Below are 15,592 nucleotides of genomic sequence, written 5' to 3'. Positions count from 1 at the left end.
GGGTTCCGCTGGAAGCCCCGTTGCACAAGAGCTTTCCCTTACTGTCGGCACAGCGTGCCGGAGCTTTAGTCCCGAGGATGAATGGATGTCGCAAGCGAATGAGTTGTTGATCGGCGCTGGCCCCGATGGCCAGCCGGTAGGACAGGCCTGGCGCCTGGCCAACCGTCATGGATTGATCGCCGGCGCCACCGGTACCGGCAAGACGGTGACCTTGCAGCACCTCGCCGAATCCTTCAGCGATGCCGGTGTCGCGGTGTTCGCCGCCGACATCAAGGGCGACCTGTGCGGCATCGCCGCGCCGGGCAACCCGCAGGGCAAGGTCGCCGAACGTATCGCCAGCATGCCGTGGCTGAACTACCAGCCGAAGGCCTACCCGACCACGCTCTGGGACATCGCCGGGAAGACCGGCCACCCGTTGCGCACCACCATCAGCGAGATGGGCCCGCTGCTGCTGGCCAACCTCCTGGAGTTGACCGATAGCCAGCAGGCCGCGCTGTTCGCCGCCTTCCAGGTGGCCGACCGGGAAGGCCTGCTGCTGCTCGACCTGAAGGACCTGAAGGCGCTGCTCAACCATCTGAAGGACAATCCGGAAATCCTTGGCGAGGACCGGGCGCTGTTCACTGGCGCTTCCGGGCAGGCGCTGCTGCGCCGCCTGGCCACTCTGGAGCAGCAGGGCGCCGAGGCCTTCTTCGGCGAGCCTGCCCTGCAACTGGAAGACATCCTCCGCCCCGAGCCGGACGGGCGCGGGCGCATCCACCTGCTCGACGCCAGCCGCCTGGTGCACGAGGCGCCGAAGGTCTACGCGACTTTCCTGCTCTGGCTGTTGGCCGAGCTGTTCGAGCAACTGCCGGAGCGCGGCGATGCCGACAAGCCGGTGCTGGCACTGTTCTTCGACGAGGCCCACCTGCTGTTCAACGGTACGCCGAAAGCCTTGCGCGACCGCCTGGAACAGGTGGTCCGGCTGATCCGCTCGAAAGGCGTCGGGGTGTACTTCGTCACCCAGTCGCCGGGCGACCTGCCGGACGATGTCCTGGCCCAGCTCGGCCTGCGTATCCAGCATGGCCTGCGCGCCTTCACCGCCAAGGAGCAGAAATCGCTGCGCGCGGTGGCCGACGGTTTCCGCCCGAACCCGGCGTTCGACACCCTGGGGGTGCTGACCGAACTGGGTATCGGCGAGGCGTTGGTCGGCACCCTGGAGGAAAAGGGCACGCCGGCCATGGTCCAGCGCGTCGCGGTGGCGCCGCCCTATTCGCGGATCGGCCCGCTGAGCGACAGCGAGCGCGCTGAACTGGTCCAGCGGTCGCCGTTGAAGGGTCGCTACGACCAGCCGATCGATCGCGAGTCGGCCTACGAGGTGCTGGCGAACAAGGCGGGCGCCAAACCCGAGGTCCAGGGCCAGGCGACTGCTCAGCAGGAAAGCTCGTCCGGCGTCGGCGGCATGGCCGGGCAGATTCTCGGCAGCCTGCTGTCCAATTCGACGGTGAAGAGCGCCATGCGCCAGGCGGCCAACCAGTTGAGCCGGGAGCTGGTGCGTGGCCTGCTCGGCTCGTTGATGGGCGGGAAGAAGCGGCGCTGAGCGCCAGGCCATGAAAAAGGCGCCCGCAGGCGCCTTTTTCATGGGGGCTGGATGATCGCCGGCTAACCGCTTCGCGGTTAGCCGGCCTGTGGGACGGACGGGCTCAGATCTTGAAGCTGTCCACCAGCTGGCGCAGGCGCCCGGCCTGGGTTTCCAGCTCGCCACAGGCGCGCAGGGTGGCCTGGAGGTTCTCCACGCCTTCCTGGTTGAGGGTGTTGATCTCGGTGATGTCCATGTTCAGCGAGTCGACCACCGCGGTCTGTTCCTCGGTGGCAGTGGCCACCGACTGGTTCATGCTGTCGATCTCGCCGATCCGGCTGGTCACGCTACCCAGGCGTTCGCCGGCACGGTTGGCGATCTCCACGCTCTCCAGGCTGTAACGCTGGCTTTCGGTCATGGTGGCCACCGCCTCGCGGGCGCCGATCTGAAGTTCCTCGATCATCTTCTGGATCTGCTGGGCCGACTCCTGGGCACGGTGGGCCAGGTTGCGCACCTCGTCGGCGACCACCGCGAAGCCGCGTCCGGCCTCGCCGGCGCGCGCGGCTTCGATGGCGGCGTTGAGGGCGAGCAGGTTGGTCTGCTCGGAGATGCCCTTGATCACTTCGAGGATCTGGCCGATGTTCACCGTGCGGCTGTTGAGGGCCTCGATGTTGGCACAGGAGGCGCTGATCTTCTCGGAAAGCTCGTTCATCGCGCGGATGGTCTGCTCGACCACCTGCTTGCCGTCTTCGGCCTGGTGGTTGGCGTCGGAGGCGTGGTGCGAGGCATCGGCGGCGTTGCGGGCGATTTCCTGGGCGGCGGCGCCGAGTTCGTTGATCGCTGCTGCGACGCTGTTGGTGCGGTTGGACTGCTCGTCGGAGTTGGCCATCGAGGAGTTCGAGGCGTTCACCACCAGTTGCGCCACATCGTGCAGTTGGCGAGCGGTCCCGGCGACCTCGCGGATCGATTCGTGGATACGCTCGACGAAGCGGTTGAAGGCATTGGCCAACGTACCGAATTCATCGTTGCTGGTGACCTTCAGGCGCTTGGTCAGGTCGCCTTCGCCCTGGGCGATGTCCTGCATGGCGCGGCCCATGTCGGTGAGCGGTTGCATCAGTACGCGGATCAGCATGCCGAGGAGAAGCATGATGCCGACCACCGCGATTAGCGTGGCGACGATCGCCGAAGTGCGGAATTCGCTGAGCATCGAATAGGCGGTGTCGCGATCGAGGACCAGGGCGACGTACCAGGTCACGCCGGGCAGTCCCTTCACCGGGGTGAAGGAAACGAACTGGCTGCGACCGTCGAGTTCCACCTCGTGGACCCCGGGGACGATGTTCGGTGCGCCTTTGGGATAGGCTTCGGCGAGGGTCTTCAGGACCAGCCCGGAGTCGGGGTGGAGGAGGATCTTGCCGGCGTCGCTGACCAGGAAGGCGTAGCCGGCACCGTCGAACTTCAGGGAATTGAGGATCGCGGTCAGGGTCTCCAGCTTCATGTCGCCGGCGGCGACGCCCAGCAGTTGACCGGCGTGCCGCACCGGCAGCGACATGGCGAGGATCTGCTCGCCGGTGCCGGCATCGACGAAAGGTTCGGTGACGATCAGCCGGTCGGCCGCCAGCGCGTCCTTGTACCAGGCGCGGGTACGTGGGTCGTAACCTTCCGGCATGGCGTCGTAGGGGCGCATGGTGAAGGTGCCGCTGGCCGCCTCGCCAAGATAGACCGACGCGAAATTGCGGCTGAAGACGGGCTGTTCCAGTTGCCTTGCGATATTCGCCTCGTCGGGCTGGTCGAGCAGCGCCAGTTGCGAGGCCAGGCCTTCCACCAGGTGCATGCGGCCTTCCAGCCAGCTCTGGATGTTGCTGGCGGTCAGGGTGCCGATTTCCCCGAGGTAGTTTTCCGTGTCCGTGCGCACGGCCTCGCGCTGTCGGTAATCGTTGTAGAGGATGAAGCAGCTGAAGGCGAAAACTACCACCAGCGCGGCGGCGAGAAGGATTTTCTTGGCAAACGACAGCGAGCGAAGCATGAGCGATGCGTCCTGGCAAAAGCCTCAAGAAGGGCGGGGAGCCCAGGCCACCAGGTAGGGAGCTTGCGGGGGAAAGCCATGATCCAGCGCCTGAACGGCAGGCTTTGTAGCACAGTGCCATTACAAAGGCAAAATAGTGGCGCCATGAAAATGGCGCCACTATGGGAAGCGACCGGGAAAGCGCTCGCGTCAGTTCGCTGTCGGAGCCAGCCCGCCGACTTTTTCGCCGACTCCGTCGAAGAAGGCTTTCAGCCCGCCGACGATACCACTGTCCGTGGGACTCAATACGGCAATCAGAGCCACCGCGATCAAACCTGCGATAACCGCGTATTCGATGGCATTTGCCCCTTCTTCGTCCGCCAGGAATGCGCGAAGTTTGCAATACACGAGCAGAGTCAGGTTCTTCATTCTTGTTTGCTCCTCGAACGCGGCAATCACCGAGACAGAGCCCTGCCTCCACGCTGAGGCTAGGCCGATGATGGCGTTTTGCAACAACTAAATGGCATTAGTAGGAGTGGATTAGTCGCAAGGTTATATGGCGAGTTACACGGCTTGGACTACATCTAATGACAAATTGACATTGATTATCCCAAGTCTAGATTCAGGCCTATCGCCGCATGGTCGAAGTTATGAACTTTGGTTCTTGAATAACGACTGTCTCCAGTCGATAACCCAATGTACCTGCCATGGAAAGCCAGTCCCGGAGTATGGCCATGACACGGACAGCAAGACGCCACTTTTTCTTTTTCGTTCATCGGCGATCGCCGGTGATTTTCCGTTCATCGACCTGTCCGGACGCATAGCAGGGGTCTGCCCATGAATAGCAAGGTGCTGATGGCCCTGGCCGGCCTGCTGCTGCTCGGTGCGGTGTTGCTCGGATACCTCGGCGTATCCATCGGCCGCGCGCCATCGAACGCGCACGCTCCATCCGTGGCGCCGGCTTCGGCGACGGTGGACGCTTCGCTGGAAAAGCTCGAACGCAAGCCGGTGCTGGTGGCCAGTCGCGATCTCCCGGCGCTGGCGGTGATCGGCAAGGATGACCTGAGCGTCGAGCTGTTGCGGACCGCACCGGTCGGTAGCTACGACAGGCCCGAGGCGTTGCTCGGCAAGCGGGTCTGGGTCGCGGTGCCGGCCGGCAGCATTCTTTCCGCCGCGACCCTCGAACCCGGCGGTCCGCTGGCCCGGACCATCCGTCCGGACGAGCGGGCGATGGCGATCGCTGTGGACGAAGTGGTCGGCGGCGGCGGCTTCGTCCTGCCCGGCGACTATGTCGACGTGATGCTCTTCGTGCGTGACGAGCGGGACGGCGAATCGACCCCGCTGGCGCAACTGGTGTTGCCCGGCGTCCGGGTACTGACCTACGGCGAGCGGATCGCCGTGGGCAGCGATGGACAGGACCGCTCGAACCAGGAAAAGGACCCGCGTCCGCCGCGTACCGCGGTGCTGGCGGTACCGGAGGACGGCGTGGCGCGGCTGATGCTGGCGAGCCAGGCCGGTTCGCTGCGCCTGGCCATCCGCAGCAAGGACGAAGAACTCTACCGCAGGGAGCAGGAAGGCGCGCTGCTGCAAGCGTCGCTGGGCGCGCCGAGCGCGGCGCTGAGTCTCGACCAACTGCTGGAGCGCCGCAAACCGACGGCGCCGAGCGTGCGCAGCGCGGCTCCGCGCGTGCCGGTGGCCAACGGGGTCACGGTCTACCGTGGCAGCGCCATGACCCATGAAGTGCCTTGAGGGGAGCCGGCATATGCATCGGAGCACCGGGATAGGCGTGTCGCGCTGGCTGGGAGGGCTGCTGGGGGTGGCGTTGGCGCTGCCGGCACTGGCTTTGCCGCAGGGCTGCATCGAGTTGCTGGCGCAGGCGCCGCGGGTCGACGTCGTCCAGGGACAACAGCGTGACCTGCGCCTGGCGGTGCCGATCGAACGGCTGGCCATCGGCGATCCGAAGATCGCCGACGTACAGTTGCTGGATCGTCGCGGCTTCCTGGTCACCGGTAAGGAACAGGGCTCCACCAGCCTGCTGATCTGGACCGGCTGCAGTCCCGAGCCGTTGCGCAGCCTGGTGGAGGTCGAGGGACGCGGTAGCGTCGATACCCGCGGTGCTCCAGCGTTCACCGTCGGCGCCGCAGAGGAGCTGCCGAACCAGGTGCAGACCGATATCCGCTTCGTCGAGGTCAGCCGCAGCAAGCTGAAGCAGGCCAGCACCTCGTTCGTCCGCCGCGGCGGCAACCTCTGGGTGCTCGGTGCGCCGGGCAGCCTCGGCGACATCAAGGTCAATGCCGACGGCAGCGGCCTGGGCGGCACCTTCGGCACCGGCAGCTCGGGATTCAACCTGATCTTCGGCGGCGGCAAGTGGTTGAGCTTCATGAATGCCCTGGAGGGCAGCGGCTTCGCCTATACCCTGGCGCGCCCGAGCCTGGTGGCGATGAGCGGGCAGAGCGCGTCGTTCCTCGCCGGCGGCGAGTTTCCGATCCCGGTGCCGAACGGCACCAACGACAACGTCACCATCGAATACAAGGAGTTCGGCATCCGCCTGACCCTCACCCCGACGGTGATGAACAACCGCCGCATCGCTCTCAAGGTGGCGCCGGAGGTCAGCGAACTGGACTACAGCGCCGGCATCCAGAGCGGCGGGGTGGCGGTGCCGGCACTGCGCGTCCGGCGCACCGACACCAGCGTGATGCTGGCCGACGGCGAGAGCTTCGTGATCAGCGGGCTGACCAGCAGCAACTCGGTGAGCAACGTCGACAAGTTTCCCTGGCTGGGCGACATCCCGATCCTCGGTGCGTTCTTCCGCTCGACCAAGCTGGACAAGGACGACCGCGAGCTGCTGATGATCGTCACCCCGCACCTGGTCCAGCCGCTGGCCGCCGACGCACAGTTGCCGGACCTGCCCGGCGAGGGCCTGCGGCACTACGATCCGGGGTTCTCGCGCCTGTACTTCCTCGAGCGCGGCGAGTACGACGGCCAGCAGAACGACACCGGTCTGTCGGATTAGGAGGCGCGCATGAACCAGAACTTCGTGGCGCTGACCCAGCATCCCGGCGAACTCGACTGGTTGCAGAACAGCCTGGCGTCCGCCGGCCAGGTGGTTCCGGCAGGCAGCGCCAGCCTGGAGGAGCTGCTGGCGCTGCTCGACGTCACCGCCGCCGGGGTGCTGTTCATCAGCCTCGGCAAAAGCAACCTGGTGTCCCAGGGCGCGCTGGTCGAGGGATTGGTATCGGCGCGGCCGATGCTCTCGGTGGTGGCCATCGGCGACGGCCTGGACAACCAGTTGGTGCTAGCGGCGATGCGCGCCGGCGCGCGCGACTTCATCACCTACGGCGCCCGCGCCAGCGAGCTGACCGGGCTGATCCGGCGCCTCGGCGGACGCCTGCCCAGCGTGCCGGTGAGCGCGGCGCGCCAGGGCGAGCTGCTGACCCTGGTCAGCGCCCGACCGGACGCCGACGGCGCCTTCGTCGCCTTGCACCTGGCCAAGGCGTTGCAGGAGCAGACGCCGAACCAGGTCCTGCTGCTGGACGTCGGCCAGCCCACCGGCGAGGCGCTGGCGATCCTCGGCCTGGACTCGGCCTTCACCTTCAGCGATGCCTTGCGCAACCTGCGGCGCCTCGACCAGACCCTGATCGACAGCGCCTTCACCCGCCTCGACAGCGGCCTGCGGATACTCAGCCTGACCGACGAGCCCGGCGTGCTGGAGCGAGTCACCACCGCCGAACTCTATCTGTTGCTGGGCAACCTGCGCGGGGCGTTCAGCCATGTGGTGGTCAACCTCACCGGGCTGCCCGAGGGCGAGCTGAGCAACCAGTTGCTGGTGCAGGCCAACCGCGTGCTGTGGATGGTCGACCAGAGCGTGCCGTCCTGCAAGAAGGGCCTGGAGCGCCTGCGCCGCCTGCGCGAGCGCAACCTGCCGTTGCCCTCCATCGAGTTGCTGATCGAGCGCTACCTGCCCAATGTGGCGCCGGACCAGCAGGCCCTCAGCCGGATGTTCGACCTCGATCTGTTCGGTGTCCTGCCGTTGTCCCCGGAATCGCGCCTGCGCGCGAAGAACCTCGGCAAGAGCCTGTTCGAGGTGGCGCCGCGCGACCCATTGGCGGCCAAGCTGCGGCAACTGGCGGACAGCCTGTGCGTGACACGCGGCGAGCGCCGTTCGCTGCTGTCCTGGCTCGGCCGGGCCAAGGCGGCGCTGCTATGAGCACGGGATTCGGCGCGCGTCCTGACGGCGGTGCCTTCCACTACCGCCAGGAGCAGGACATCCAGGCGCTGAAGCTGCGCCTGCACCGCTACATCATCGACGAGATCGACGAAGACGGCATGAACCTGCTGGAGGGCGCGCGCTCCGCCGTGGTCCAGTACGTCTCGGAAAAGGTCTGCGAATACGGCTCGCGCCATCAACTGGCGATCTCCCGCTACGAACTGGACCGCCTGGCCGAAGAGGTGGTCGACGAACTCACCGGCTTCGGCCCGCTGGAGATCCTCCTGCGCGATCCCGGCGTCTCGGAAATCCTCGTCAACGGACCGGGCCGGGTGTTCGTCGAGCGGGAAGGGCGGCTCTACCAGAGCGACCTGCGCTTCATCGACGACCACCATGTACTGCGGGTGATCCAGCGTATCCTCGCGCCCCTCGGCCGACGCCTGGACGAGTCCAGCCCGATGGTCGACGCGCGCCTGCCTGACGGCAGCCGGGTCAACGCGATCATTCCCCCGGTGGCGCTGGACGGGCCGTGCATCTCGATCCGCAAGTTCAGCCAGGAGCTGCTGCGCAGTGCCGACCTGCTGGCCTACCAGAGCGTCGACGAAGCCTTGCTCGAGTTCCTCCGCCAGGCGGTCTCGCGCCGCTGCAACATCCTCATCAGCGGCGGCACCGGCACCGGCAAGACCACCTTGCTCAACGTCATCAGCGGCTTCATCGACGAACGCGAGCGGATCGTCACCATCGAGGACACCGCCGAGCTGCAACTCGGCCACGACCACGTGGTGCGCCTGGAGACCCGTCCGCCGAACGCCGAGGGCTACGGCGAGGTGACCGCCCGCGACCTGATCCGCAACGCCCTGCGGATGCGCCCGGACCGGATCATCCTCGGCGAGATCCGCGGCGTCGAGGTACTCGACGTGCTGCAGGCGATGAACACCGGCCACGACGGCTCGATGAGCACGGTGCACGCCAACTCGGCGATGGATTCGCTGCTGCGCATGGAGATGCTGGTCGGCCTGACCGGCAACAGGCTGCCGGAGCAGACCTTGCGCCTGATGATCTGCGCCGCGCTGGACGTGGTGGTGCAGATCACCCGCCTGGCCAGCGGTCGGCGTTGCATCAGCGAAGTGCTGGAGGTGCTGGAGGTGCGCGACGGCGTGTACGTCACCAATACCCTGTTCAGTCTCGACCGGCGCGGTAGCGGGCAGTTCGTCCGCCAGGCCGCGCCGGTCGGGCAGAAATTCCGCCAGGCGCTGCTGTGAACGGCGCGCAACTGCTGGTGCTGTTCAGCGGCGTGCTGGCTTTCGCCGCGCTGGCCCTGGCGTTCATGGGCTGGCGCGCCGGGCGCAACGAACTGGTGGTTGAACGGCTGCTGGGACGCCAGGATGCGGTCGCGGTGCGGCCGCGCAGCAGTCACTGGCTGGCTCGCCAGATGCGTCGCGCCGGTATCCAGCGCCCGCGTCCGTGGTTGTTCGGGGCGGCAGTGCTTGCCCTGCTGCTGGTCTGGAGCGGATTACGCCTGTTCGGCATCGTCGGCGCGCTAGGCGGCCTGCTACTGGCGGCGCTGTCCTGCCGCGTCGCCCTGGGCATGCTCTACCAGCGCCGCCTGAAGCGAATGATCCGGCAGATGCCGCGTTTCCTCGACCAGGTAGTGCGCAGCCTGCACGCCGGGCGCACGCTGGGCGACGCGCTGATGCAGGCAGTGGAGAATGCCGAGGAGCCGCTGCGCGACATCTTCACCCTGGCGCGCAACCACGTGCTTCTCGGCATCCACCTGCCGGAGGCGTTGCAGGAAGTCGCCGAACTCTACGAGGTTGAGGAGCTGCGCATCCTCGCCCTGGGCGTCTCGGTCAACCACCGTTATGGCGGCAATACCAGCGACCTGCTGGACAGCATCGTCAAGCTCATCCACGAGCGCGAGAAGCTCAGCCGGCAGTTGCACGCGATGACCGGCGAGACACGGATCAGCGCCTATGTCCTGGCCGGCGTGCCGAGCGCCCTGGGCGGCTACATCCTGGCGAGCAACCCGGGCTATCTGCTGAACATGTGGGCCGACGGCACCGGGCGTTTCCTGCTCCTGGCCTCGCTCGGGCTGCAACTGCTCGGCTGCTATGCGCTGTGGCGCATGCTCAAGAGCGTCTAGGAGGTGGCCATGCAGGCACAGTGGCTGATTTTCGCGGCGCTCCTGATGGAGGTCGGCGGTGCCTTGTTGCTGTTGCTCCAGGCGCGCAACGGCAGCCGCGAGCAGCGCCTGATCGAGAGGCGCCTGGGAGCGCTGGCCAACCCTGGCGGCTCGACCAGGTGGCTGGCCGGCATGACCGAGCGGATGGACGACAGCTTCTGGGTGCGGCGCCTGCAACTGATGGACAGCGAGGCCCGCCAGTTGCTGCAACAGGCCGGCTGGCACGAGAGTCGCTACCGGACCCTGTACCTGATCTCGGTGTTCCTCACGCCGCTGCTGTTCGTTCTCCTGGTCTTGCTGGTCAAGCTGCTGCGCGCCGAGAGCGAGGCGTCCTACGCGGTGCCGCTGCTGTTCGCCGCCGGCATCGGTTTCCTCCTGCCCAAGCAGGTGCTCAAGCACTTCGCCAAGGCGCGCCGGGCGCTGATCGCCGACGAGATGATCCTGTTCGTGCAACTGATCCGCATCCTCTTCGACGCCGGCCTGACCGTGGAGCAGACGCTGCGCGTGGTCTGCCTGGAAGGCCGCGGGATCACCCCGCAACTGGCCCGCGAGCTGGACCTGGCGCTGACCCGTGCCGACAACGGCATCGACCTGGCGGAAGAGCTGGAGGCGCTTGCCCGGCGCCTGCAGGTGGACCCGCTGAACGACTGCTGCGGCGTGCTACGGCAGATGTTGCGCCAGGGCGGCAGTGCGCGCAGCACCCTGCTGACGCTCAAGCAACTGTTCGAAGACCGGCGCCTGACCACCTTGCAGGAACGCATCGGCAAGCTGTCGGCGAAGATGAGCCTGGTGATGATGGTGCTGCTGTTCCCGGCGCTGCTGATCGTCCTCGCCGGTCCGGGCGTCCTTGCCATCACCAAGGCCTTGGGAGGACTGGGATGAAAGCACTGATCGGCATCGGCCTGTGCGCCGCCCTGCTCGGCGGTTGCGCCGCGCTGCCGGGGCGGGACGGCCCACGGGAGTGTTCGCAGCAGCTCGGCCAGGAGCAGGAACTGCAGATGAACATGGTCCGCGACATGATCCGCGAGGGCCGCCTGCATGCGGCCCTGGCCAACCTGGAAAGCATGCCGCCGGGGTTGCTCGACGTGCGCGAGGAAAGGGCGCTGATCCTGCGCCGGATCGGCGACCCGCGGGCCAGGGCCGAGTACCAGGCCCTGCTGGAAACCTGCAAGGCACCCGAGGCGCACCACGGCCTCGGCCTGCTCGCCCTGCGCAATGGCGACAGCGCCCGGGCGGTCCTCGAGCTGCGCGAGGCGGCGCGCCTGCGGCCGACCGAGAGCCGCTTCCGCAACGACCTGGGGGTCGCCCTGCTCAAGCGCGGCGACCGTGTCGGCGCGCGCTTCGAATTCATCACTGCGCTGGAGTTGCAGCAGGGTGGCAAGCTGCCGGCGACCAACCTGCTCGGCCTGCTGTACCTGCAAGGCGACCGGGAAGATGCGCAGCGCCTGATCGAGCGTTTGCAGCTGGATGCCCGGGACATCCGCGCGGCCGAGGCGCGGGCGCGCAGCTGGGGTGCCGTACCGACACCCGGCGCGGCGCCGGCAAGCGACGACCCGCTGGCGGAACTGCCGGCGGAGGCGAATATGCATACCGCGATGGCCAACGAGGCGCCCTGAGCCGGCGCCGGAGAGGTGACCCATGCACGAGCGAATCCTGTTCGGCGTCTTGCTGCTCCTGTCCGGCCCGGCCTGGGCCGCGGACACGCCGGCGGTCCGTCCTGCCGCGCCAGCGACGGCCGAACCGCAGACCGCCACCCGCGCCTGGCTGGCCATCCAGGCGAGCGGCCGGGCCGCCAGCCCGGTTCGGCAAAGCGCGACCGCCGCCGAGCGCCAGCGTGCCTACCAGCGCTACCTGAAAAGCTATGAGCACGAGATTCCCGAGTACCTGCTGGAAGATCGTGGCTTCGGCGAGAGCAAGAACTGACGGTTCCTGGCGGAGGGGCAGGGCATGAACGGATGGCCTGCAAGACAGCGCGGGGCGATCGGCATCCTGGCGGCGACCACCCTGCTGCTGGCCTTGATCTGCCTGTTGCTGGTGGTGGATACCGGGCGGCTCTACCTGGAGCAGCGCAACCTGCAGCGAGTGGCGGACGTGGCGGCGCTGGAGAGTGCCTCCCAGGGAGCCTTGTGCGGCGACCAGAGTTCTGCCCAGGCGACGTCTTTCGCCAAGGCCAGCGCGATGCTCAACGGGTTCGATGCGGACGCCGCCGGCTCCAGCCTGTCGGCGGAGGTCGGCGGCGTGCTGAGTGCCGGCGGCCTGCGCAGTTTCATAGCCAGCGCGTCGAACGCGGCTGCCGCCAACGAGGCGGTGCATGTCAAGGTGACCAAGAGCGTTCCCGGCAGCCTGGTCGCCAACCTCGGGGGACTGTTCGGCGGCGGCAATGCCAACGTCGATCTCCGCGCAGAGGCCGTGGCGCGCCGCCTGCCGAACGCCACGATTTCCGCAGGCACGGGGCTGGCCAGCGTGAACAGTGGTCAATCGGCGTTGCTCAACCCCATCCTGAGCGGATTGCTGGGCACCCACATCGATCTCTCGGCGGCGGCCTACAACGGTATCGCCGACGCGAAGCTCAGTGTGCTGGACATTCTCGGCGCGGATGGAATGGGCTTGCTCGGGGTCGATACCAGCCTGGGGACCATCGAACAGTTGTTGAATACCAACGTCGGCTTGCAGCAGGTACTCGCCGCCAGCGTGAACGTCCTGGCGAAGAACGGCGTAGCCTCGGTCGAGGCCCTGAGAACGCAATTGGTGGGGGTAAAGTCGGCCACGTTGAAACTGGGAGACTTGCTGGGGCTGAGCGCCGGCGAGGTGAACAGCATGTCGCAGCTGGATACGGCGATCAATGCGCTGGATCTCATCATGGCGGTTGCCCAGGTCGCCAACAAGAATTCCGCGGTCGCCGTGAACCTGGGCATCCCCGGATTGGCCAACGCACGGCTCACGGTCGTAGAGCCGAAGAGGATCGTCTCCGGGCCGCCAGGGCAGGATGAGAGCGGCGCCTGGCGCACGGAGGTGCGCCAGTCCCAGGTACGACTTACGGCGGACATCGATTCCGGGTTCCTGTCCATTCTCGCCACCACGAAACTGCAACTGGCCATCGAAGGCGCGTCGGGAGCCGTCTGGCTGAAAAGCATGGCCTGTACCCGCCCGGATACCGCGTTGGACTTCGGTTGGAGAAGCAGCGGAGCGACGATAAAGATCGGCAGTCCGGCCAACATCGATCAGGTCGGCTCGATTCTGGTGCTTGGCGGCTTGGTGCGATTGGATCTCAAGCTCGATACCTCGATCGCCGGCAGCTCGGGCGATACGCGATTCAACGTGAAAGCCGACGGTTCCGATCTCGTCCAGAGCCGCAGGTTGCCGGAAAGCGGCTTTCTCGCCAGTACCCTGAAAACCAGCATCAACGTCAATCCCGTGGTGCTCGGACTGTGCTTGCCTTTGCTGTGCGGCTCGACGGCGCTCACCGACCTCATCGTGAATTCCGTGGTGGCACCTCTGGTCGATGGGCTGCTGACGCCGATCCTGAATCTGGTCCTGCCCTTGCTGGGGGTACAACTTGGATACATCGACGCGGAGATTCTGAAGGTCGATGTCGGCAGGGCGGAACTGCTGATCTAGCAGGCCCGCCGGGCCATCGCGCCTGTCAGTGCACCACCGCTCCGCTGCCCTGCTGCATCGCCGCAGGCGACAGGGCCAGCGCCAACTGGGTGCGGTTGTGCATATGCATCAGGCGCAGCACCTGGGAGACGTACAGCTTCACGGTGTTCTCGGTGATGCCCAGCTCGTAGGCTATCTGGTAGTTGGTCAGGCCCTTGCTCACCAGCCGCGCCACCGCCTGCTGGCGGGGCGACAGCTTGCCGAACAGCGGATTGCTCGGGGACACCTGGCTTTCCGCGACCGACGCCGGCGGCGCGGACGGCTGGCTGTCTTCGCTCTTGAGGGCACTCGGCTGGCTGTTGCCGTGTACCTCGTACTTGATCTTGTGGATGTCGCGGTAGATCGAGTTCAGCGATTCGGCGAGGTATTCCAGGCGCTGGTTGACGTGGCTCAGGCTCAACTGGCTGCGGACGCGCTCGTGCAGGCGGTTCTCCAGGCGTTCGAGGCCATGCAGCAGTTCCTGCGGCGCCACCGGTTTCTGGTAGTAGTCGGCGGCGCCGACCCGCATGGCCTCGATCACTTCCTGGCGGCCATCGTGACCGGTGAGGATGATCGATTCGAAGAACCTGCCATTGCCGGCGACTTCCTTGAGGCTCTCGATCAGGCGGATACCGTTGTCCTGCCCCAGGTAGAGGTCGCAGATGACCAGGCCGATGTTCGGGTCGGCCTGGAAGCTGGCGATCGCCGACTCCCGGTGGGTGCTGGTTACGCAACGGTAGCCACTGTTTTCCAGCAGTTCGCGGAGTTCCGAGGTCACCTGGGGTTCATCATCGATGATCAAGACGCTGAAATGCCGCGAGGCCGGTTTGTCCATGGTCATACGCTCCATTTGCTTATTTTGTTTTTAACAGGGGACGTGCATTGGAATGCAGCCATACCGAATGGTATTAGCCATAAGCATATAGTCGCTAAGTGAGGTCTTCCGCAAGTTTACTCAGATAATTTTACTGATAATCAGATGTGCCAAAAGGCCGGCGCTCATGGCGAATATAAAAGGGAATGACTTGTTTTTTGACGGTGCCCTTCGAAGGCGAACTTCTTCATTCATTGCGGACTTTTCTACCGAACGTTTGAATAACTTTACGAGGATGAATAGCGCGATGCACAGCAGGCAGCCGAAGGCCAGGCTATAGAGCACCGTAAGTGGGTCGCTGGCCAGCCCCAGTGCGGCCAGGTACTTGACGTCGGCGGCGCCGAGCCTGCCGAGAAGGTAGCCGGGAAGGCTGAGGCAGACGCCTATAAAAAGTGCGGTCATTGCCATATTAACCGTAGCGCCGGTCAGGCTTGACTCTTTCACATATAAATAAACAAAGGAAATAAGAAAACCGCCCAGGATAAGCCAGTTGGAGACGCGCAAACGTTTGATGTCCTGATATCCGCAAACGCTTGCCCACAAGGCCAGTGCTAATTGCTCCATCCTGTTCTTCAGCCTTTTTTCGACATCTGGATTAATACCTTTTCAGTAACGTTGGCGGAGCGAATGACGACTAGTATTAAGGATGCGGATCGGGGATGTCAGCTCATGCTCGGAAAAGCTTCCCGGCGACGCCAGCACGGCGCCGTCGCCATCGAATTCACAGCGATCTTCCTGCTGTTTTTCGCGCTGGTCTACGGCCTGATCAGCTACAGCATTCCTTTGCTCATGTTGCAGTCGTTCAACGATGCCGCTGCCGTGGGGGCCCGTGCGGCGATCGCTGTCGATCCCTCCGATGCGGGCTACGAGAGCCTCGCCGAAGCCCGTGCCAGGGACGAGTTGCTCGCACGCCTGGACTGGATGCCGGCGGCCTGGCGAGCGAACCTCCAGCCTTGTGCCGGTAACGGCCAGTACGCCGACTACGTCAGCGCCACGTCGCGGATCGAGGTCTGCGTGCAGTACCCGTACGGCGATCCGGGCAAGGCGATCATCCCCGTGCTGAGCTTCCCCGGCATCGGCGCGATTCCCAACCTGCCGCAGACGCTGAAGGCGAGTGCCAACCTGTTGCTGTGAGG

General features: G+C 65.7%; 15 protein-coding genes. 11 read left to right on the top strand and 4 right to left on the bottom strand.

The genetic code is table 11. From position 1 onward, the window contains the following. Nucleotides 1-85 precede the first annotated feature (85 nt). Complete coding sequence (locus ACI766_RS23330) at nt 86-1,576, top strand: helicase HerA-like C-terminal domain-containing protein (protein WP_003114975.1); 1,491 nt, start codon at nt 86-88, stop codon at nt 1,574-1,576. 103 nt (nt 1,577-1,679) lie between these two features. Here ACI766_RS23330 and pctC read toward each other — a convergent pair whose 3' ends face one another. After that, nucleotides 1,680-3,578, bottom strand: a complete 1,899-nt coding sequence (gene pctC, locus ACI766_RS23325) for a methyl-accepting chemotaxis protein PctC (RefSeq protein WP_025324707.1) — start codon at nt 3,576-3,578, stop codon at nt 1,680-1,682. A gap of 189 nt (nt 3,579-3,767) precedes the next feature. Beyond that, the gene (gene flp / locus ACI766_RS23320; protein WP_003107380.1) at nt 3,768-3,986 is read right to left on the bottom strand and encodes a type 4b pilus Flp major pilin; all 219 of its coding nucleotides are present in this window, start codon (nt 3,984-3,986) and stop codon (nt 3,768-3,770) included. Between the two features lie 408 nt (nt 3,987-4,394). On the opposite strand from flp, the gene rcpC reads away from it, so the two are divergent. From rcpC to tadG, 9 genes are read left to right on the top strand one after another with little or no spacing between them, the layout of a single operon-like run. Then, nucleotides 4,395-5,306, top strand: coding sequence for a type 4b pilus Flp biogenesis protein RcpC (gene rcpC, locus ACI766_RS23315; protein ID WP_003107382.1), 912 nt, complete (start codon nt 4,395-4,397; stop codon nt 5,304-5,306). Nucleotides 5,307-5,319: 13 nt separating this feature from the next. Further along, the gene (gene rcpA / locus ACI766_RS23310; RefSeq protein ID WP_003107384.1) at nt 5,320-6,570 is read left to right on the top strand and encodes a type 4b pilus Flp secretin RcpA; all 1,251 of its coding nucleotides are present in this window, start codon (nt 5,320-5,322) and stop codon (nt 6,568-6,570) included. 9 nt (nt 6,571-6,579) lie between these two features. Next, on the top strand, nt 6,580-7,764 hold the full coding sequence (gene tadZ, locus ACI766_RS23305) for a type 4b pilus Flp biogenesis protein TadZ (RefSeq protein WP_003093855.1): 1,185 nt from the start codon (nt 6,580-6,582) through the stop codon (nt 7,762-7,764). After that, entirely contained in the window at nt 7,761-9,026 is a 1,266-nt protein-coding gene (gene tadA / locus ACI766_RS23300; protein WP_003093851.1) for a type 4b pilus Flp biogenesis ATPase TadA, read from the top strand. The genes tadZ and tadA overlap by 4 nt, the downstream gene beginning before the upstream one ends. Continuing rightward, a complete protein-coding gene (gene tadB / locus ACI766_RS23295; protein ID WP_003103954.1) occupies nt 9,023-9,907 on the top strand; it encodes a type 4b pilus Flp biogenesis protein TadB in 885 nt (294 codons plus the stop codon). The genes tadA and tadB overlap by 4 nt, the downstream gene beginning before the upstream one ends. A gap of 9 nt (nt 9,908-9,916) precedes the next feature. After that, complete coding sequence (gene tadC, locus ACI766_RS23290; RefSeq protein ID WP_087823981.1) at nt 9,917-10,828, top strand: type 4b pilus Flp biogenesis protein TadC; 912 nt, start codon at nt 9,917-9,919, stop codon at nt 10,826-10,828. After that, complete coding sequence (tadD, locus tag ACI766_RS23285; RefSeq protein WP_003114982.1) at nt 10,825-11,562, top strand: type 4b pilus Flp biogenesis protein TadD; 738 nt, start codon at nt 10,825-10,827, stop codon at nt 11,560-11,562. The genes tadC and tadD overlap by 4 nt, the downstream gene beginning before the upstream one ends. A gap of 22 nt (nt 11,563-11,584) precedes the next feature. Continuing rightward, the gene (locus tag ACI766_RS23280; protein ID WP_003103957.1) at nt 11,585-11,869 is read left to right on the top strand and encodes a DUF3613 domain-containing protein; all 285 of its coding nucleotides are present in this window, start codon (nt 11,585-11,587) and stop codon (nt 11,867-11,869) included. 24 nt (nt 11,870-11,893) lie between these two features. After that, nucleotides 11,894-13,564 (top strand): type 4b pilus Flp biogenesis protein TadG, encoded by a 1,671-nt coding sequence (gene tadG / locus ACI766_RS23275; protein ID WP_023104866.1) that lies wholly within the window; start codon nt 11,894-11,896, stop codon nt 13,562-13,564. Between the two features lie 25 nt (nt 13,565-13,589). Here tadG and pprB read toward each other — a convergent pair whose 3' ends face one another. Beyond that, the gene (pprB, locus tag ACI766_RS23270; protein ID WP_003103959.1) at nt 13,590-14,417 is read right to left on the bottom strand and encodes a two-component response regulator PprB; all 828 of its coding nucleotides are present in this window, start codon (nt 14,415-14,417) and stop codon (nt 13,590-13,592) included. 120 nt (nt 14,418-14,537) lie between these two features. Next, nucleotides 14,538-15,020, bottom strand: coding sequence for a type 4b pilus Flp prepilin peptidase (gene fppA, locus ACI766_RS23265; RefSeq protein ID WP_003110115.1), 483 nt, complete (start codon nt 15,018-15,020; stop codon nt 14,538-14,540). 63 nt (nt 15,021-15,083) lie between these two features. On the opposite strand from fppA, the gene ACI766_RS23260 reads away from it, so the two are divergent. Beyond that, the gene (locus tag ACI766_RS23260) at nt 15,084-15,590 is read left to right on the top strand and encodes a TadE/TadG family type IV pilus assembly protein (protein ID WP_003120840.1); all 507 of its coding nucleotides are present in this window, start codon (nt 15,084-15,086) and stop codon (nt 15,588-15,590) included. Nucleotides 15,591-15,592: the final 2 nt, after the last annotated feature.

It is taken from the genome of Pseudomonas sp. DL, assembly GCF_047199225.1.
GTDB classification, from domain to species: Bacteria; Pseudomonadota; Gammaproteobacteria; order Pseudomonadales; family Pseudomonadaceae; genus Pseudomonas; species Pseudomonas aeruginosa.
This window is presented reverse-complemented; position numbering and strand designations above follow the sequence as displayed.